The following is an 18,202-nucleotide window of genomic DNA, read 5'->3' as shown; positions in this document are numbered from 1 at the left end:
CAAGAAAATATTAAATAACCACATCATATAAACTACTATGCAATGAATGCAAAAAACTGACTAGCTCACAAACAAAAAATGACCAGAGAAAGCTCCAGTCATTTTTATAATACTATATTTTATATTACCATTTAGAACGGCATATCGTCTTCTTCAAAATCATCATTCATTGCACTTCCAAAAGCTTCTTTTGCACTTGGCAATTCCTTTGTTGTAAATGGATTTTCATCTCCCGAATTCATTTTTGATTGAAATTCAAAAGGAGAATCGAAATCATCTAAATTATCAAACTTACCAAGATTACCGATAAATTTAAGTCGGATGTTCTCTAACCCACCATTACGGTGTTTTGCAATAATAAATTCTGCTTGCCCTTGTGTAGGACTTCTTTCATCATCATCCCACTCATCAATTTTATAATATTCAGGACGGTAGATAAAAGATACAATATCGGCATCCTGCTCAATCGCTCCAGATTCACGAAGATCGGAAAGTAACGGTCGCTTACTCCCTCCACGAGTCTCCACAGCACGCGATAACTGAGATAATGCAATTACAGGAACACTCAATTCTTTTGCCAATGCTTTTAAGTTTCTAGAAATTGTAGAAATCTCTTGCTCTCGATTTCCTCCTTTCTGACTCCCTCCAGCGGTCATTAACTGCAAGTAGTCAATTATTATCATCTTGATTCCATGCTGAGATGCTAAACGACGTGCTTTTGCTCTTAAATCGAAGATTGATAATGATGGTGTATCATCAATAAATAACGGAGCAGATTCTAACGACTTAACCTTCACATTAAGCTGCTCCCACTCATGCTTTTCTAACTTACCAGTTCTTAACTTTTCTGATGACAATCCTGTTTCAGAAGAAATTAAACGAGTAATTAACTGTACAGAGGACATCTCCAATGAAAAGAATGCTACAGGAATATTTGAGTTAACAGCAATATTCCTCGCCATAGAAAGCGTTAATGCTGTTTTACCCATACCAGGTCTTGCCGCCACAATAATTAAATCACTTGGCTGCCAACCTGAAGTTAATTTATCAAGCTTATCAAATCCTGATGGGATCCCACTAAGCCCTTCTTTATTAGAAATCTCTTCAATTTTCTTTTTCGCCTGAATAACTAAACTCTGTGCAGATTCAGAAGATTTCTTAATATTTCCTTGTGTTACTTCGTATAATTTAGCCTCTGCATTATCTAAAAGATTAAAAACATCAGTTCCTTCATCATAGGCATCTTCAATAATCTCACTTGATATTTTTATAAGGCTACGCTGGATGTATTTCTGTAAGATAATACGCGCATGAAACTCAATATGCGCCGAAGAAGCCACTTTTTTTGTCAGCTGAATGAGGTAAAAATCCCCTCCAACAGCTTCAATTCTTTTGTTTCGTTTTAATTGAGCGGAAACTGTTAATAAGTCAATCGGCTCGGAAGTTTCAAAGAGCTGAACTACAGCTTCATAAATATATTTATGAGCCTCTTTGTAAAAAGCATCTGAATGAAGTATATCGATAATTTCATCAACTCCCTTTTTATCAATCATCATAGCCCCCAACACAGCCTCCTCTAAATCAATGGCTTGCGGAGGTATTTTCCCTTTCTCCAGCTGAATCACATTAGATTTATCAACTCTTACTCCTTGTCTTGGCTCTACTTTTTCCATGAATGCGAATGTATATAATTGTAATCTGAAAAGAGGTTAAATAGCATAGTAGGTTTTTAACTGACTATAAACAATTTAACTGTTGATAACTTTCATTTCTTGTTAATAAAGGTAAAAAAAACCGAAGCATAAACTTCGGTCTTAACATTAAGGTAACAAATACAAGGGTCTAACCTTTAAAGACACCCATATTTGCATATTTATCCATACGTTGTGCAACCAAATCTTTTGGGGATAACTTTTCTAACTCCTCATAAACAGTTGTAATATATTTTGCAACCGTTTTAAAAGTAGTCTCCCTATCAGAATGCGCACCTCCAAGAGGTTCTTTAATAATATCGTCTACGAGATGTAATTTCTTCATATCAGTAGCCGTTAATTTAAGCGCATCTGCTGCTTGTTCTTTATATTCCCAGCTTCTCCATAAGATAGATGAACAAGATTCTGGAGAGATTACAGAATACCAAGTATTCTCTAACATCATTACCTTATCTCCAACACCTATTCCTAAAGCTCCTCCAGAAGCACCTTCTCCAATAATCATTACAATAATTGGTACTTTAAGACGAGTCATTTCCAATATATTTCTTGCAATAGCTTCTCCTTGACCTCTTTCTTCAGCTTCAATTCCAGGATATGCTCCAGGAGTATCGATTAAAGAAACTACAGGAATCCCGAATTTCTCTGCCATCTTCATTAATCGCAATGCTTTACGATATCCTTCAGGATTTGCCATACCGAAATTTCTGTATTGGCGAGTTTTAGTATTAAAACCTTTCTGCTGACCGATAAACATATAAGTCTGGTCTCCAATTTTTCCAAGACCACCAATCATCGCTTTATCGTCTTTTACATTTCTATCACCGTGAAGTTCTAAAAATGTATCTCCGCAAATTGCTTTGATATAATCTAATGTGTAAGGTCTTGAGGGATGCCTAGACAATTGTACTCGCTGCCAAGCAGTAAGATTTTTATATAAATCCTTTTTGGTTTTTTCTAATTTCTTTTCTAATTGCTTGCAGGTATCAGAAACGTCGATATCGCTTTCTGATCCTAGAACTTTACATTTACCTAATTGCTCTTCAAGCTCTTTAATTGGTAACTCAAAATCTAAATACTCCATGAGTCTGTTTTGATAATTTTATTAGCTTACAAATATAAAACTTTAAACTATTTAGCCTGCCTTACTAGCGCTTTTCTTTTTAACGAATTCTTTAAAATACCGTTTGCCAGTACTGTAGACAAAATAATTAATGCTCCTATATAAAAACCTTCACTCATTTTTTCGGATTCTCCTAAAATAATAAAGGCTAATATAATTCCGTAGATAGGCTCCAAATTAATGGTAAGCATTACTGTATAAGGACTTATTAGCTTCATAACTTTTACAGATCCTATAAAAGCATATGCTGTACAAATACTTCCTAATAACAATAAATACATCCAATCTGATGTCGAAAGTATAAAAAATTCTGGAGAGAAGCCCCCAGATATTAATAAATATAATGTTATAAATGCAACGCCGCTTCCTAGCTCATAAAAAGAGATTACAGATGGTTTATACTGTTTTGCCAGCTTACCATTTATTAATGAAAAAGTAGCAGAGAGCAAGGACGAAATAAGCGCTAGCCCAATTCCGAGAACATATTGGGTCTCCACATTAAATATAATATAAAGCCCCGCTATTACAATTAATCCAAAAACAATTTCATACCAAATCATTTTTCGTTTATAAATAATTGGTTCTAAAATAGCAGTAAAAAAAGCACCTGTAGAAATGGTTGCCAAGGTTACAGAAACATTAGAAACCTTAATAGCTTTAAAAAAGGTAATCCAATGCAATGCTATCACAATTCCTGCAATAACAAATGTAATCAAGGCCTTTCTGGGCACTCGAAGGGATATTTTTTTGAAAGCTATGTAGAGCCACACAAAAAAAGTTGCCAATAACATTCTAAACCATACTAATGGAATTGCATCGATGGTTATTAGTGCACCAAGCACAGCTGTGAACCCCCAAATGAACACTATTAAGTGCAAATGGAGATAATTTCTAAGTTTATCGTTTAGCATTATTTAATAAGTAGATAGCAAGGAAACCAAATAAAATGTTAGGAATGGCAACAGCCAGAAGCGGATTAAAATCGGATTGCTCTGCCATGGTACCAAAAACTTTATCAAAGAATATATATATAAAAGCCAATGAAATTCCTACGGCTAGATTAACTCCCATTCCACCTCTACGCTTCATAGAAGATACAGAAACGGCAATAATGGTAAGAATGAATGCAGAAATAGGCAAACTCCATCGCTTATATTTTACTACTAAATAGGTATTAATATTTGCAGCTCCTTTTTTTCGTTGCTGCGCTATAAAATCATTTAACTCAAATAAATTTTTTGTTTCAGCAACATAAGAAACAGGTGTTAAATCGTCTAGATCAAATTCAAATAAACTATCGAGTCGGTTTTTCTTCTCCAGTATATCATCATTTTCCCCTACGTTTCGCTTTACATATCCTGCCAAACGGTAGGTACTATCTTTTTCAATCCAACGGATGTTACTTGCTTTTATCTTATAAGTAAGCTCATTGCCCTCAAAATGCTCTAAAGTAAAATTATACCCAATCTTAGTGCTAGGAGAAAAACTACTCACATAGATATATTCATTATCATTAATCTGATTGAATATATTATTTGTTTCACGATCTTTATCACGACCTCCTTTTAAGTATTTTATCCTAAAATCGTTATAACCTTCACTCGCTTTAGGCACAATAAACATCCCCATTACAAATGAAAACACAGCTATAATAGAAGCTCCAATAAAATAAGGTCTTAGAAATCGCCAAAAAGATATCCCAGAACTTAAAATGGCTATAACCTCTGTATTATTTGCCAATTTGGAGGTAAACCATATAATAGACAAGAAAAGGAAAATAGGAAAAAGTAAGCTTGCAAAATAGAATGTAAAATCAATATAATATTCCAAAATAGCAGAAGCTGGCGCTTCGTTAACTATCATCTTATCGATTTTTTCAGATACATCGATCATGATTCCAATAGGAACAAACAACATAATCATCACAAAAAAGGTAGCCAAATACCTCTTTAGAATATACCAATCTATAATCTTCACTTGCTCTTTGTTTCGGGGTTTTAGGTTTTCATATGTCGACTACGCTATACAAAAACAGCAGTTAACTTAAAACTCACTAATTTCTATTCAGTAAAAAAATTACAACCTTTTATCCATTTGTTTAACCATCATATCTTTCCACTGCGTAAAATCTCCCGCTAAGATATGTTTTCTTGCTTCACGAACCAACCATAAATAAAATCCTAAATTATGAATTGTTGCAATCTGCTTACCAAGGTATTCATTAGCAGCAAATAAGTGTCGTAAATATGCTTTTGTATAATATGTGTCAACATCAGTAATAGCCATATCATCAATAGGAGAAAAATCTGCTTCCCATTTTTTATTCTTGATATTTATAGTACCGTGTGCCGTAAATAACATTCCGTTTCTAGCATTTCTCGTTGGCATCACACAATCAAACATATCGACTCCCAATGCTATATTTTCCAATATATTAATTGGAGTTCCAACCCCCATTAAATATCGAGGTTTATCTTCAGGAAGGATATCACAAACAACTTCTGTCATCGCATACATCTCTTCCGCAGGCTCACCTACAGAAAGTCCGCCAATAGCATTTCCTTTAGCTCCAGAATTTGCAATATATTCAGCAGATTGCTTTCTTAAATCTTTATAAGTAGACCCTTGAACAATAGGAAAAAGCGTTTGCTCATATCCATATTTATCAGGTGTATCGTTAAAACGTTTTATACATCGATCCAACCAACGATGCGTCATATGCATAGAACGTTTTGCGTAATTATAATCACATGGATATGGAGTACATTCATCAAAAGCCATAATAATATCTGCCCCGATGGTTCTTTGAATATCCATTACATTTTCAGGAGTAAAAAAATGATAAGAACCATCAATATGACTCTTAAATTTCACTCCCTCTTCTTTAATTTTTCTATTTGCTGATAAAGAATACACTTGATACCCTCCACTATCAGTTAAAATATTTCGATCCCAATTCATGAATTTATGAAGGCCACCTGCGGCTTCAATAATAGACGTTTTAGGACGTAGGTATAAATGATATGTATTTCCTAGAATAATATCCGGATTGATATCTTCTTTTAGCTCTCTTTGATGCACCCCTTTTACTGTTGCAACAGTCCCCACTGGCATGAAAATAGGTGTTTCTATCGCTCCATGATCAGTTGTTACTACTCCTGCTCTTGCCTTGCTTCCGGCATCTTTTCCATGTATCTTAAAATCCATTATTCTTTAGGGTATTTGGATATTTAGAATCGAGTTTATAAAAGTCAATTCTAAAGTAATCCATTTATCTTTATAACGTATGTCTTAATTTCGAATTTGCAAAGATAATCAACAAAGTTGCTATTTCTTCATAAAGAACACCTAAAACCTTACATTTAAAACAAATATATAGAATATGTGTGCTTAATTACTTTGCTATAGTCTATTAAAGGTTTATTTTTGTTTATGATAATTAATTAACAATTACAGATGCCAGATACAAAAAAATTAAACGAATTAACAACCCAAGTAAGAAGGGATATTGTAAGGATGGTGCATAAAGTAAGCTCAGGACACCCTGGAGGTTCTTTAGGATGTACAGAGTTTCTTGTAGCATTGTATAACGAAGTAATGGAGATTGACACCGACTTTAAAATGGACGGTGTTGGAGAAGATTTATTTTTCCTATCCAATGGTCATATTTCTCCAGTTTTCTATAGCGTATTAGCAAGAAGAGGTTACTTCCCTGTGGAAGAATTAAATACATTCAGACTTTTAGATTCTCGCTTACAAGGGCATCCAACTACACATGAAGGATTACCTGGAATTAGAATCGCATCTGGTTCTTTAGGACAAGGAATGTCTGTAGCAATTGGAGCTGCTTTATCTAAAAAATTAAATAATGACAATCATTTAATTTATAGTTTACATGGAGATGGAGAGCTTCAAGAAGGACAAAATTGGGAAGCAATTATGTATGCTGCTGGTAAAAAAGTAGATAATTATATTGCTACGATCGACCTTAATGGTGAGCAAATCGATGGTTCTACAGATGAAGTACTTCCTATGGGAGATATCAAAGCTAAATTTGAAGCTTTTGGTTGGGATGTAATGGTTGTAGAAAAAGGTAATGACCTTGAAGCAATTATTGCAGCTCTTAAGGAAGCAAAAACTCGTACTGGAAAAGGAAAACCTGTTTGTATTTTATTACACACTATTATGGGTAATGGAGTAGATTTCATGATGGGATCTAATGCATGGCACGGTAAAGCACCAAACGATGAGCAATTAGAAAAAGCATTGGCTCAAAATCCTGAGACATTAGGAGATTATTAATCCATTGCAGTAAAAACTAATTGTAAACAAAGAAATTAAAGAGATGAAAAAATACACATATACAGAAAAAATAGATACACGAAGTGGATTTGGAGCTGGACTAACAGAATTAGGACGTACAAATCCTAATGTAGTTGCTCTTTGTGCTGATTTAGTGGGATCTTTAAAAATGGCAGATTTCATTAAAGAGAATCCTGAGAGATTTTTCCAAATCGGAATTGCTGAAGCAAACATGATGGGAATTGCCGCAGGATTAACTATTGGTGGGAAAATTCCTTTTACAGGTACTTTCGCTAACTTTTCTACGGGAAGGGTATACGACCAAATAAGACAATCTATAGCTTATTCTGATAAAAACGTAAAAATTTGTGCTTCTCACGCTGGATTAACGCTTGGTGAAGATGGAGCTACACATCAAATTTTAGAGGATATCGGATTAATGAAAATGCTTCCTGGAATGACTGTTATCAATCCATGTGATTATAACCAAACAAAGGCAGCTACAATTGCTATTGCAGAACATGAAGGACCTGTTTATTTACGTTTTGGACGTCCTGCTGTTCCAAATTTTACTCCTGCTGATCAAAAATTTGAAATCGGAAAGGCTGTAAAAATTAATGACGGTTCTGATGTTACCATTATTGCTACAGGTCATCTTGTATGGGAAGCTATCTTAGCTGGTGAAGAACTTGCAAAGCAAGGAATTTCTGCTGATATCTTAGATATCCACACTATAAAACCTTTAGATGAAGAGGCTATTATTGCTTCTGTTGCAAAAACTGGTTGTGTTGTTACTGCTGAAGAGCATAACTTCTTAGGAGGACTTGGAGAGAGTGTAGCTAGAACATTAGCGTTAAACAACCCTACACCGCAGGAGTTTGTTGCTACTCAAGATACTTTTGGAGAAAGTGGAACTCCAGCTCAATTAATGGATAAGTACGGCCTAAATAGTGAAGCTATTGTTAAAGCTGTTACAAAAGTGTTAAAAAGAAAATAAACAGAAAGTATTTCAGTTTACAATCTTAGAAACCACTTAAAAATAACAAAAATGAAAAAGACACTTTTAATTATCTGTCTATTGGCAGGTTTTACAAGTTTTGCACAATCTGGATCTGGATTCGGACTAAAAGGAGGACTTAACTTTAACTCTAACGGAGATATCTCTGATGCTTACGGAGTTCAAGACATAGGATCGGATACTAATGTAGGTTTCCATATCGGAGGATTTGGAAAGCTTGAGTTTGGTACACTATATTTTAGACCAGAATTAGTTTATACAAAAACAAAATCTAAGTATGAAAATAATGCATACGATGGTAAATTTGATATGAGTAAATTAGATGCACCTCTATTGGTTGGATGGAATCTAATTGGACCTGTTCATATTTTTGCTGGACCTTCATTACAATACATATTAGATACAGACCTTGATGATGTTGAATTAGAAGACGTAGAAAATGATTTTACAGTAGGACTTAATATGGGTGTTGGTGTAAATCTAGGAGAAAAACTAGGAGTTGACCTTCGCTACGAAAGAGGTTTTAGTGACAACGAAGCTGAGTTTACTGGCTTAGAAGGCACTGGAAGAATCGACACTAGACCATCTCAACTTATATTGAGTTTATCAGTGAAATTATAATTCGCATAAACTCTTTAGACAAAAAAAATCCAGTGATATCGCTGGATTTTTTTTGCTCTATTATTTCTAAACTTATTATCCTCCAACACGTGGATCTGGATCTAAATAATCTGGAATTCCATCTCCATCAGAATCATCTACAACGCCATCTTCATCGTAATCATATTCATATATAGTTAAAACTCCATCTCCATCATCATCTGCATCTTGGTAATTTGCAATTCCATCTTCGTCTGTATCATCGTTTCTAGGATCTCCATCACCGTCTACATCTTCTAAATGACTTGGAATTCCATCTGGAGAAGAGCTAGACTGGGTAGATGAAATTAACACAACATCTTCATCTAATTCATTAAATTGCAACAAATCCATTTTAAAAATTAACGGACTGTATGCTGGGATTCCAGATTGAGCAGTACTAAAGTAACCCAAACCGGAAGGCATAAATACTGCTCCTATTCCGTAGTCTTGAACCCAATCAATCGTTCCATCTGGATTATCTGTATATGTAGTTCCAGTTTTTAATTTTGGATAAACAGCTCCAAAACCAGTAATAACCCCTAAAGTACTAAACACAGTTTCTACATTAGAAGCATCAAAAACCTCTCCTGTCATTAAGCTTCCCTCATATCTTGTTACTACTTGATGCCCCAATAAAGGACTCTCCCCAACACCTTCTCTAGCTATTAAATAATATAATGTATGATCTACATCTTGAAATTCTATAATCTCCTCCTCCACTTGATCTATTAAAGGAGTTTTATCAATATTATCTCCAGCAATCGTATCAAAAACTATTTTATAATCAAAATCTGCAGATGGGCTTTTAAATTCTTCGTAATTATAAAAGTGAGTTTGTAAATACAATTGTAATTCTGCATCATCTTCAGCCTCAACCTCAGCTACATCTCTTACTTCTATTGTTGTCCCACTATCATCGTCATCATTATTACATGCAAAAAACAAACACGTAAATAACAAAACAGGCATTAAAATTTTAATCTTCATCAAATTTGATTTTATTATGTATATTAATATATTCCATAAATTCAGGTGCGCAAGATACTATTTTCTAGTATTTTTGCTTCAACCATTAACGAAATTTTTTAAATTAGTGATATGCGTATTGATAAGTATTTATGGTGTATTCGGTATTTTAAAACTAGAAGTATTGCTACCGAAGCCTGTAAGAAGGGACATGTAAAAATAAATGATCAGAAAGTAAAGCCATCTCGTGATGTTTTTCCTACTGATAAAATAGAACTTCGCAAAAATCAAATTAACTATCAAATTAAAGTTTTAGACCTTCCAGATAGTCGCGTGGGTGCCAAAATAGTAGATATATATAGAAAAGACATTACTCCAAAAGAAGCCTTTGAACATGCTGACCTTTTAAAATATTCTAAGGACTACTATCGCAAAAAAGGAACTGGAAGACCTACAAAAAAAGATCGTAGAGATATAGATGACTACAAAGAAGATGGAGCAGAAACTAGCTTTCCTATTGAATAAAAGAAATTGAGTCTATGTGTAGGTGTTGACGTTGATTTATAGTGAAACAAACACAAAATTAAAGAGTTGGTCTAACGATAACTTTTTTACTGAACACTACAAATTGGAAACTGAATTTTGATCACTTATTTACTACCAAACTTTATTATCTTTGATAAAAAATATTTGTAATGACAACTCAACAGAATAAGATTCTAAACCACAACGAAATCGAACATAAAATTAAGCGTATAGCTTATCAAATTTATGAGACTTATGTTGATGAAGAAGAGATTATTATAGCTGGAATTGCTTCAAGTGGGCTTGAGTTTGCAAAAAAAATAAATACTGCCATTACAGAAATATCAGATATCAAAACTACTTTCTGCGAGGTTAACATTGACAAAGAAAACCTCCTTAGTCCAATTAAAACATCTCTTACTGAAGAAGAATATCAAAACAAAGCTGTTATTCTTGTGGATGATGTTTTAAATTCTGGTGGAACACTTATTTATGGGGTAAAACATTTTTTGAATGTTCCATTAAAAAAACTAAAAACCGTAGTTCTTGTTGATAGAAATCATAAAAGATACCCTGTAAAAGCTGATTTTAAAGGAATTTCCCTTTCCACCTCACTACAAGAACATGTAGATGTTGTTTTCGAAAAGGGAAATGATGCCGTTTATTTAGGCTAGCTTTTCTTCAATCTTATGCACTATCTCTTCCGGAGTCTCATCATTTACGGAAATAATATGATGTGCTCTTAAATAATAGAAATTCCTCTCAAAAAGATGTTTTCTAATAAACTCAGATAATTCAGCATTTGCTATATCTTTTATAAGCGGTCTTTGCGCCTTTTCATGTTTTAAACGCTTTTCTAAAACATCTACTGAGAGCTTTAAATAAAATACATTTTCCGTAGCGTTTAAGACAACATCCATATTGTTCCCAAAACACGGTGTTCCTCCTCCCAAAGAAACTACAGCATCAGGTTTTGCATTCAATAATTCTAATAGATACAATGTTTCTTTCTTTCTAAAATATATCTCACCCTTCTGCGAAAAGATTTGAGGAATAGATAAACCTTCCTTTTTTTCGATATATTCATCAAAATCTATAAACGCTAAATCGTTCTTTTTTGCTAATATTTTACCAATTGTAGATTTCCCACTACCCATATATCCTATTAAAACCTGAATCATTTATTTTACAATTTATTAATTTTCACTGATTTACATATTCAACTCAAAAAAAAGACAAATTTATAGTAAAAATGGCTTGAATAATAAATAAATCATCTTATATTTGCACCCGCTAACAGGAAAAGTTAGCAACGTACTTTTAACATTACGTAATGACTCGATAGCTCAGTTGGTAGAGCACAACACTTTTAATGTTGGGGTCCTGGGTTCGAGCCCCAGTCGGGTCACTAAGTAACAAATTATGCATATCTTTACAAAAGAAAACAAACTGTTACTTTTTTAAGTTAATTTCCTTTTGGAAAGTTAACTTATTTTATATTTTTGCACAGTCAAAATTTGACTGTTATTTTTTTAGACTCGATAGCTCAGTTGGTAGAGCACAACACTTTTAATGTTGGGGTCCTGGGTTCGAGCCCCAGTCGGGTCACTAAATGAAAAAGTTAAGCAGTTTGCTTAACTTTTTTCATTTTATTTAAATAGTAAACACCGGGATGCTGGAATTGGTAGACAGGCATGGTTGAGGGCCATGTGTCCATTAGGGCGTGTGGGTTCGACTCCCATTCCCGGTACAAAAAAAGCTCAGAATTAATTTCTGAGCTTTTTTCATATAGATTCATTACCTAATGAATGATTTTCAACAGTAACTTCTCTTTATTTTCTTGCGTAGATAAAATATAAACTTACTTAGTCTAACAGCTACTTATTTATCAGCATCAACTAAATTCTGATCATAATGCCCCTTCTTTACAAGTTCTTTAGTCTTATATCTTAGTCTCCCAGTTTCAATAGCAATAGATGTTTTAGCCAAAATAGTAAATATAAAAGCTCCTAAAGACCATATTCCTAATGTAACGCCTATTTCTATGGCTGTTGGAGTGTATTCTGCTATTTTACCGTAAGGCCCCGGAATGAAGCCTGGAATGATTAAACCAAAACCTTTATCAATCCAAATAGCTATAAAAAGAATGAAACAAGAAAAATACAACACCTTAAAATTATTCCTCAACTTATGAATAGTAAGCATTGCTGTTGCCAATAAATTCAAACAAATAGAAGTCCAAATCCAAGGCACCAAAGCATTTTTACCATGAAGTCCAAAAAACAAATAATAAGCACTCTCACTATGATGTGTAGGAGCATAAAACTCTTTAAAAAGCTCCGACCCTAACATTATTAAGTTTATCTGGGCAGCAACAACTACAATCACACTAATTTTATGAATCGTTTTATCTGCTATTTTAAAGTCAGTAGACGATCTTATAGCTGCTAATATTAAAATGATAAGTGCAGGTCCCGCAGCAAATGCTGATGCTAAAAAGCGAGGCCCTAATAATGCATTATTCCAAAAAGGTCTTGCCTGTAACCCTTGATACAAAAAGGCAGTCACTAAGTGAATTCCTACTGCCCAAAAAACAGAAAGCATAGCACCAGGCACATACACTTTAGATTTTGCTTCTTTCCCCTGATAATGTCTAAAAAGAATATAAAAGGGCACTGTAATATTTATAAAAAGATATCCATTTAATACGATAACATCCCAAGTAAGCATAGAATTAGGGAAGTTAAACACCCCTATTCCAGGGATCATATGCCAAAGCACCGATGGACCTCCCATATCTGCTACAACAAAAGCCAAACACATAATAAGTGCCGCAACAGCTAAGCCCTCTCCTATTAATACTGCTTGCTTGAAATCTACATCTTTTAAAATATAAGTTGGCATCACCAACATAACAGCTGCTGCTGCAACCCCAACCAAAAAAGTGAAATTAGAAATATACAGTCCCCAACTTACACGATCATGCATACCAGTTACACTCAACCCCTCTTCTATTTGAATAGAATAACAATACATCCCTACTAACATTACAAATGTTAGCACCCCCATCCAAATATGATATTTTAAAGACCCCTGGGTTATTACATCCAAGCTATCCTTTACCAAGCTCTTAAACACTCTAAAAGTTCCCATTAGAATTCTTCTATTTTTAGTCCATATAATACCAAAACTTAGGCTCTGTACCTAAATCTTCTTTTAATCGGAATACTTTTTTATTCTCAATAACCCATCGGATCGTACTATTAGGATCCAATAGATTACCAAATACACGAGCTCCTGTTGGACAAGCATCCACACAAGCTGGATTTTTCCCAGCACGAGATCTCTGCACACAAAAAGTACATTTTTCCATCACTCCTTTTTTACGCAAGCGATTCCCCAAATAATGTTGATTTTCATTCACCTCATCAGCGGGAACTTCTGGAGTACTCCAATTAAACCTTCTTCCATCATAAGGGCAGGCAGCCATGCAATAGCGACAACCAACACACCAATCGTAATCAATAACTACTAAACCATCTTTTTCTCGCCATGTAGCCTGTACTGGGCAAACTTCAACACACGGCGGATTATCGCAATGGAAGCATTGTGTACCCATGTAAAAATGCCCTGCAGCTGGAACTTCATGATAATAATTATCATCCGCCTCATCAAACTTAAAACCTTTACCGTCTTTCATCTCATGAATACGGATATATTGCATTTCTGATTTTCGATCTTGGTTATTTTCCTTCACACAAGCACTAACACAGTCCATATAACCTTGACACTTAGAGATATTAAACGCATAGCCAAATAATACATCTGGTTCTGCATCTTTAGAAGACATGCTTATTTTGTCGCCTTTTCTCAATTCATAAGACCTAACCAACCTATTTACGGTAGCTTGTTTCTCATCTTCGGTCATTAATTTATAATTCCCCTTAAACTGCTCTTCCCATTCTATCTGAGATTTCTCTTTTGCTTCATCACCAGAGGTAACACTACAAGCAGTTTGTACCGCTCCAGCACCAATCATTAAACTAGCAGTAAGCTTTTTAAAAGCACTACGTCGACTCATAGGAACATCAAAAACTTGATCAAAACCATCTGGCTTCGATGTATCATCCTCCTTATGAGACCCACAACCTCCAGATTTCCCACAACCACAACTGGAGGATGCTTCTTCCTTCTTTCCTAAGTCTAATGAAAACCATTTTTTTTCTGTACTCATATTTGCTGGTGTATTATAGGTTTTATGCGTATATTTTATTTACGTTGCAATTCTTTCTTTGTATTAAAAATTGCAGGTAACCGTTGGTTAAATTTTGGCTGATGTGGATTATGGCAATTAACACAACTGTTTATTGCTCTTGGAGGCGCCCATCCACTGATATTTTTTCCATGCGCTCCACCTTTCCAATCTTTAAACTGAGTGGTATGGCATTGTGAACATACCTCGTAACTTTTATTAAAGTCTATATCTTGCCCTGTAAGACTCTGCAGGTTATCCATATTCTTACTATTATGGCAAGTCAGGCAATTCATAGTATTAGCATCCCCATGAACAATATCTATATCCCAATGTGATTTTGGCAGTTCTCCCCCTTTACTTTTTAATTCTTCTAATGGCTTAGAGTGACATTCTGTACATGCATACATTGTTAGTTTCTGCTTTCGTTCTGGAATTAAAAAAGTATGCTCTCCCTCTGTAATTTCTATCAAATCCATCTCTTCAATATACTTCTCTGAAGAAATTGTAGTTCCATGATAATTCTTACTCTCTCCCTCTATTTTTTCTATAACGGAATGGTATTCGGATTCTTTATGTTTATTACATCCAGATAAAACCATCAGTAATAAAACCGCCACTCCTACTATTCTATAAAAATGTCTCATGGTAGATTAATTTTAGCATTAAACATTTCCATATCCGTTCCTTCTTGTAATTTTAGTACGTGGCATTGCATACAATTTACACGCTCAGGATGTGTTACCCTTATTTCTTTCGGAGCTGCAGGCCCAGCATGACATGCTAAACAATTTTCTCGCATTTGTATATGATGCGGAATAACTGGTGGACTTCCTAAAAGAGCATTATTATCTCCTACGGAAGCATGTTCTTTCTCTGTAAACTCGGTAGCCACAAAAAGTGATTCTGTATTCTTAACAACATGACACTGTCTACAGTTCACCATTTCTGGATGTGGCGTTATAGGCGCATATGCATCATACTTTGTTACAAAACCTCCAGATTTATGACACTGCAAACAAGTTACTCCTCCTACACTTCTCTCCTCAGCAACAGGGTGAGGAATAGAAGGCGGCGCTCCATCATATGCTCTATTATCATAATAAGTATCTAAAGAGCGCATATGAGCAGAATCGTAAGGCATAATCGCATACTTTAATCCTTTTTCTGAGCCACTAAATACACCTCTATCTATAGGGAGATATGAATGATGTGATTTATTCACCACAGGAACATACGATTCTTCGAGTCCTGACCAATAACTCTTATTCCATATCACTATAAATGCTATGAATAAAAGTGAAAAAAATATGATGATTCCAAGTCTCTTCATAATTTATGCTTTTTCAACTTTTACTGCACATTTCTTATAATCTGGCTGTTTTGATATTGGACAAAAGGCATCCAATGTAAGATCGTTAATTAACATATTCTCATCAAAGAAAGGCACAAATACCTGCATTGGAGCTGGCACTCCTCTTAGATTAATAGCTGCAGGAATAGTAATCTCCCCTCTTCTAGTTGTCAACTTTACCAAATCTCCAGTTACAATATCCAAACGCTTCGCATCTGCTGGATTCAATTCTACATAAGAATGTGGCATTGCCTGGTGTAATACAGGAATTCTTCGAGTCATAGAACCAGTATGCCAATGTTCTACCACCCTTCCTGTACAAAGCCAATATGGGTATTCTTCATCTGGAACCTCAGGAGCAGGCTCATATGGACGCTGCCATATAATTGCTTTTCCATCTGGATTTCCGTAGAAATCAAACCCACTACCCTCCTTACAAGCAGGATCATACTTCTCATTAAATCGCCATTTTGTAGACTCTCCATCCACATAAGGCCATTGCATTCCTGGATTTTCTCTTAAAACTTCATAAGGAGCCATATTATGTTTCTTTCCAGCATGGTGCTTCCTATATTCATTATAAATCTCCTCTATATGAGTTTCTTTATTATAATTAAATTGCTTTTCGAACCCCATTCTACGAGCTATCTCCACAAGCTGCCATGTATCACTCATCGCCTCTCCCGGAGGAGCTACCATTTGATCAAAATGTTGGGTACGCCTTTCCGAGTTTCCGTACATTCCTTCACGCTCAATCCACATTGCTGAAGGCAAAATAACATCTGCTATTTCTGTGGTTGGTGTAGGATAAACATCTGAAACAACAATAAATCTTCCCTCCTTTTTTGTAGCATCACGATAGCGCTTCAATTTAGGCATCGTTACCATCGGATTGGTTACTTGAATCCACATAAACCTCACATCTCCACGATCTAAAGCTCGGAACATCTCTACGGTATGATATGTTGGTTTCGGTGAAATATTTTCAACAGGAACTCCCCATATTTCAGCAGCAAACTCACGGTGTTCTTTATTCGTTACCACTCCATGAGGAAGTTTATGTGTTAATGTTCCCACCTCTCTTACTGTACCACAGGCACTCGGTTGTCCTGTAAGTGAAAAAGGACTGTTACCAGGAGTAGATATTTTTCCCGTTAGTAAATGGATGTTATATATAAGGTTATTCATCCAGGTTCCTCTTGTATGCTGATTAGGTCCCATACACCAAAGCGACATCACCTTTGTATTTGGGTCGGCATAGTAAGAAGCCATATACTTTATATCTTTTACGGAAACTCCAGAATATTTGGAAACTTTCTCTGGTGTATAATCTTCAAGAAATTCTTTATAAGATTCTAAATCGATGAGTTCTGGTTCATCCTTAAAGGAATAGTTATCCTCTAACCCATAACCCATATCAACTTTTCCTTTCTTAAAAACACAATGTTTGTCAACGAAAGAATGATTTACCCTTCCTTTATTTATCAATTCATAGCAAATAGCATTTGCTACCGCCAAATCTGTCTGCGGATTAAAGAGTATCGACTTATCTGCCGCCATGCTTGTTCTGGTAGTTCTTGTTGCAAAATCTACAATCTTAACTCCTCTTTTTAATCTTTGATCTAAGATTCTCGAAAACAAAACTGGATGCATTTCTGCCATATTATTTCCCCAAAGGAAAAAAACATTCGCATGATCTATATCATCATAACACCCCATCGGTTCATCAATTCCAAAGGAAGTCATAAACCCAGTTACCGCACTAGACATACAAAGTCTTGCATTTGCCTCCACGTTATTGGTTCCGATACAGCCTTTAAACAATTTTGAAGCGGCATATCCATCAGGGATTGTCCACTGCCCAGACCCATATATAGAAACAGAATCTTTTCCGTATTCTTCAATAGTCGATTTCATTTTAGAAGCAATTAAATCTAACGCTTCCTCCATGCTAGCCTCTACAAAAGTGCCATTCTTATTTATGAGTGGCTTTTTCAATCGGTCTTTACCATAAAGTGCCATAATAGAATGATATCCTTTCACACAGCAAAGTCCTTTATTCACTGAAGATGCAGGGTCTCCTTTTACAGCTACTGCTTTTCCGTTTTCTGTACCAATAAGAACACCACATCCCACTCCGCAGAATCTACAAGGCGCTTTTTTCCATTCTACATCTCCAATTCCCTCTAAGCCTGCTACTTGATCTTCTGCAAAAATAATTCCTGGAAACATGGTTGCCGCAGTTGTCATTGCGGAGACCATCGCCATTTTCTTTAAAAACTCTCTACGATTTGTTGTTGTTTTCATA

17 protein-coding genes and 3 tRNA genes are annotated in these 18,202 nt (G+C 35.1%); 8 read left to right on the top strand and 12 right to left on the bottom strand.

All coding sequences use genetic code 11. The features are described 5' to 3' along the window. Positions 1–131 precede the first annotated feature (131 nt). The 5 genes from dnaB to tgt all read right to left on the bottom strand — a co-directional run bounded on the left by dnaB (position 132) and on the right by tgt (position 6,042). Complete coding sequence (gene dnaB / locus ACN0TY_RS09105; RefSeq protein ID WP_417444237.1) at positions 132–1,673, bottom strand: replicative DNA helicase; 1,542 nt, start codon at positions 1,671–1,673, stop codon at positions 132–134. A gap of 169 nt (positions 1,674–1,842) precedes the next feature. Beyond that, positions 1,843–2,796 (bottom strand): acetyl-CoA carboxylase carboxyltransferase subunit alpha, encoded by a 954-nt coding sequence (locus tag ACN0TY_RS09100; RefSeq protein WP_236958880.1) that lies wholly within the window; start codon positions 2,794–2,796, stop codon positions 1,843–1,845. Positions 2,797–2,843: 47 nt separating this feature from the next. Beyond that, on the bottom strand, positions 2,844–3,746 hold the full coding sequence (locus tag ACN0TY_RS09095; protein WP_417444236.1) for a DMT family transporter: 903 nt from the start codon (positions 3,744–3,746) through the stop codon (positions 2,844–2,846). Continuing rightward, positions 3,733–4,812 (bottom strand): LptF/LptG family permease, encoded by a 1,080-nt coding sequence (locus ACN0TY_RS09090; protein WP_417444235.1) that lies wholly within the window; start codon positions 4,810–4,812, stop codon positions 3,733–3,735. The genes ACN0TY_RS09095 and ACN0TY_RS09090 overlap by 14 nt, the downstream gene beginning before the upstream one ends. A gap of 99 nt (positions 4,813–4,911) precedes the next feature. After that, positions 4,912–6,042 carry a tRNA guanosine(34) transglycosylase Tgt gene (tgt, locus tag ACN0TY_RS09085; protein WP_236958883.1) on the bottom strand — a complete coding sequence of 377 codons (1,131 nt, stop codon included), beginning with the start codon at positions 6,040–6,042 and terminating at the stop codon, positions 4,912–4,914. Positions 6,043–6,291: 249 nt separating this feature from the next. Here tgt and ACN0TY_RS09080 point away from each other — a divergent pair, with 249 nt between their 5' ends. From ACN0TY_RS09080 to ACN0TY_RS09070, 3 genes are read left to right on the top strand one after another with little or no spacing between them, the layout of a single operon-like run. Then, complete coding sequence (locus tag ACN0TY_RS09080) at positions 6,292–7,137, top strand: transketolase (protein ID WP_417444234.1); 846 nt, start codon at positions 6,292–6,294, stop codon at positions 7,135–7,137. Positions 7,138–7,180: 43 nt separating this feature from the next. After that, the gene (locus ACN0TY_RS09075; RefSeq protein WP_417444233.1) at positions 7,181–8,134 is read left to right on the top strand and encodes a transketolase family protein; all 954 of its coding nucleotides are present in this window, start codon (positions 7,181–7,183) and stop codon (positions 8,132–8,134) included. 51 nt (positions 8,135–8,185) lie between these two features. Beyond that, positions 8,186–8,776: a porin family protein gene (locus ACN0TY_RS09070; protein WP_236958886.1), complete on the top strand. Its 591-nt coding sequence runs from the start codon at positions 8,186–8,188 to the stop codon at positions 8,774–8,776. A gap of 75 nt (positions 8,777–8,851) precedes the next feature. Here the strand turns inward: ACN0TY_RS09070 and ACN0TY_RS09065 are convergent, their stop codons facing one another. Next, positions 8,852–9,784 carry an FKBP-type peptidyl-prolyl cis-trans isomerase gene (locus ACN0TY_RS09065; protein ID WP_417444232.1) on the bottom strand — a complete coding sequence of 311 codons (933 nt, stop codon included), beginning with the start codon at positions 9,782–9,784 and terminating at the stop codon, positions 8,852–8,854. A gap of 111 nt (positions 9,785–9,895) precedes the next feature. Here ACN0TY_RS09065 and ACN0TY_RS09060 point away from each other — a divergent pair, with 111 nt between their 5' ends. Further along, positions 9,896–10,288: an RNA-binding S4 domain-containing protein gene (locus ACN0TY_RS09060; RefSeq protein ID WP_236958888.1), complete on the top strand. Its 393-nt coding sequence runs from the start codon at positions 9,896–9,898 to the stop codon at positions 10,286–10,288. 170 nt (positions 10,289–10,458) lie between these two features. Further along, on the top strand, positions 10,459–10,962 hold the full coding sequence (locus tag ACN0TY_RS09055) for a phosphoribosyltransferase domain-containing protein (RefSeq protein WP_236958889.1): 504 nt from the start codon (positions 10,459–10,461) through the stop codon (positions 10,960–10,962). On the opposite strand, the gene ACN0TY_RS09050 is transcribed toward ACN0TY_RS09055, so the two are convergent. Then, on the bottom strand, positions 10,954–11,469 hold the full coding sequence (locus ACN0TY_RS09050; protein WP_417444231.1) for a shikimate kinase: 516 nt from the start codon (positions 11,467–11,469) through the stop codon (positions 10,954–10,956). The genes ACN0TY_RS09055 and ACN0TY_RS09050 overlap by 9 nt on opposite strands. Positions 11,470–11,623: 154 nt before the next feature. On the opposite strand from ACN0TY_RS09050, the gene ACN0TY_RS09045 reads away from it, so the two are divergent. The 3 genes from ACN0TY_RS09045 (at position 11,624) to ACN0TY_RS09035 (ending at position 12,038) form a co-directional block, all read left to right on the top strand. Further along, positions 11,624–11,696: transfer RNA gene (locus ACN0TY_RS09045), tRNA-Lys, on the top strand. A 127-nt stretch (positions 11,697–11,823) separates the two neighbouring features. Continuing rightward, positions 11,824–11,896 (top strand) — tRNA-Lys (locus ACN0TY_RS09040). A 58-nt stretch (positions 11,897–11,954) separates the two neighbouring features. Continuing rightward, a tRNA-Leu gene (locus tag ACN0TY_RS09035) sits at positions 11,955–12,038 on the top strand. Between the two features lie 131 nt (positions 12,039–12,169). Here the strand turns inward: ACN0TY_RS09035 and dsrP are convergent. The 5 genes from dsrP to ACN0TY_RS09010 are packed head-to-tail and all read right to left on the bottom strand — an operon-like array spanning position 12,170 to position 18,201. After that, complete coding sequence (gene dsrP, locus ACN0TY_RS09030; RefSeq protein WP_236958891.1) at positions 12,170–13,441, bottom strand: sulfate reduction electron transfer complex DsrMKJOP subunit DsrP; 1,272 nt, start codon at positions 13,439–13,441, stop codon at positions 12,170–12,172. Between the two features lie 16 nt (positions 13,442–13,457). Further along, positions 13,458–14,522 carry a 4Fe-4S dicluster domain-containing protein gene (locus ACN0TY_RS09025; protein WP_417444230.1) on the bottom strand — a complete coding sequence of 355 codons (1,065 nt, stop codon included), beginning with the start codon at positions 14,520–14,522 and terminating at the stop codon, positions 13,458–13,460. Positions 14,523–14,557: 35 nt separating this feature from the next. Continuing rightward, on the bottom strand, positions 14,558–15,187 hold the full coding sequence (locus ACN0TY_RS09020; protein WP_417444229.1) for a cytochrome c3 family protein: 630 nt from the start codon (positions 15,185–15,187) through the stop codon (positions 14,558–14,560). Continuing rightward, the gene (locus ACN0TY_RS09015) at positions 15,184–15,873 is read right to left on the bottom strand and encodes a cytochrome C (RefSeq protein WP_417444228.1); all 690 of its coding nucleotides are present in this window, start codon (positions 15,871–15,873) and stop codon (positions 15,184–15,186) included. The genes ACN0TY_RS09020 and ACN0TY_RS09015 overlap by 4 nt, the downstream gene beginning before the upstream one ends. A 3-nt stretch (positions 15,874–15,876) precedes the next feature. Next, positions 15,877–18,201 carry a molybdopterin-dependent oxidoreductase gene (locus ACN0TY_RS09010; RefSeq protein ID WP_417444227.1) on the bottom strand — a complete coding sequence of 775 codons (2,325 nt, stop codon included), beginning with the start codon at positions 18,199–18,201 and terminating at the stop codon, positions 15,877–15,879. Position 18,202: the final 1 nt, after the last annotated feature.

This window comes from Joostella sp., assembly GCF_048266025.1.
GTDB lineage: Bacteria > Bacteroidota > Bacteroidia > Flavobacteriales > Flavobacteriaceae > Galbibacter > Galbibacter atrarenae.
Note: the sequence above shows the minus strand (reverse complement) of the source record. Positions and strands in the feature narration are given on the sequence as shown.

Bases quoted from the DNA above. Each gene is read 5' to 3' on its own strand.
- ACN0TY_RS09095 (WP_417444236.1), bottom strand. From the start codon at position 3,746: ATGCTAAACGATAAACTTAGAAATTATCTCCATTTGCACTTAATAGTG.
- ACN0TY_RS09025 (WP_417444230.1), bottom strand. From the start codon at position 14,522: ATGAGTACAGAAAAAAAATGGTTTTCATTAGACTTAGGAAAGAAGGAA.
- ACN0TY_RS09070 (WP_236958886.1), top strand. From the start codon at position 8,186: ATGAAAAAGACACTTTTAATTATCTGTCTATTGGCAGGTTTTACAAGT.
- ACN0TY_RS09100 (WP_236958880.1), bottom strand. From the start codon at position 2,796: ATGGAGTATTTAGATTTTGAGTTACCAATTAAAGAGCTTGAAGAGCAA.
- ACN0TY_RS09060 (WP_236958888.1), top strand. From the start codon at position 9,896: ATGCGTATTGATAAGTATTTATGGTGTATTCGGTATTTTAAAACTAGA.
- ACN0TY_RS09065 (WP_417444232.1), bottom strand. From the start codon at position 9,784: ATGAAGATTAAAATTTTAATGCCTGTTTTGTTATTTACGTGTTTGTTT.
- ACN0TY_RS09015 (WP_417444228.1), bottom strand. From the start codon at position 15,873: ATGAAGAGACTTGGAATCATCATATTTTTTTCACTTTTATTCATAGCA.
- ACN0TY_RS09080 (WP_417444234.1), top strand. From the start codon at position 6,292: ATGCCAGATACAAAAAAATTAAACGAATTAACAACCCAAGTAAGAAGG.
- ACN0TY_RS09010 (WP_417444227.1), bottom strand. From the start codon at position 18,201: ATGAAAACAACAACAAATCGTAGAGAGTTTTTAAAGAAAATGGCGATG.
- tgt (WP_236958883.1), bottom strand. From the start codon at position 6,042: ATGGATTTTAAGATACATGGAAAAGATGCCGGAAGCAAGGCAAGAGCA.
- ACN0TY_RS09050 (WP_417444231.1), bottom strand. From the start codon at position 11,469: ATGATTCAGGTTTTAATAGGATATATGGGTAGTGGGAAATCTACAATT.
- dsrP (WP_236958891.1), bottom strand. From the start codon at position 13,441: ATGGGAACTTTTAGAGTGTTTAAGAGCTTGGTAAAGGATAGCTTGGAT.
- ACN0TY_RS09055 (WP_236958889.1), top strand. From the start codon at position 10,459: ATGACAACTCAACAGAATAAGATTCTAAACCACAACGAAATCGAACAT.
- dnaB (WP_417444237.1), bottom strand. From the start codon at position 1,673: ATGGAAAAAGTAGAGCCAAGACAAGGAGTAAGAGTTGATAAATCTAAT.
- ACN0TY_RS09075 (WP_417444233.1), top strand. From the start codon at position 7,181: ATGAAAAAATACACATATACAGAAAAAATAGATACACGAAGTGGATTT.
- ACN0TY_RS09020 (WP_417444229.1), bottom strand. From the start codon at position 15,187: ATGAGACATTTTTATAGAATAGTAGGAGTGGCGGTTTTATTACTGATG.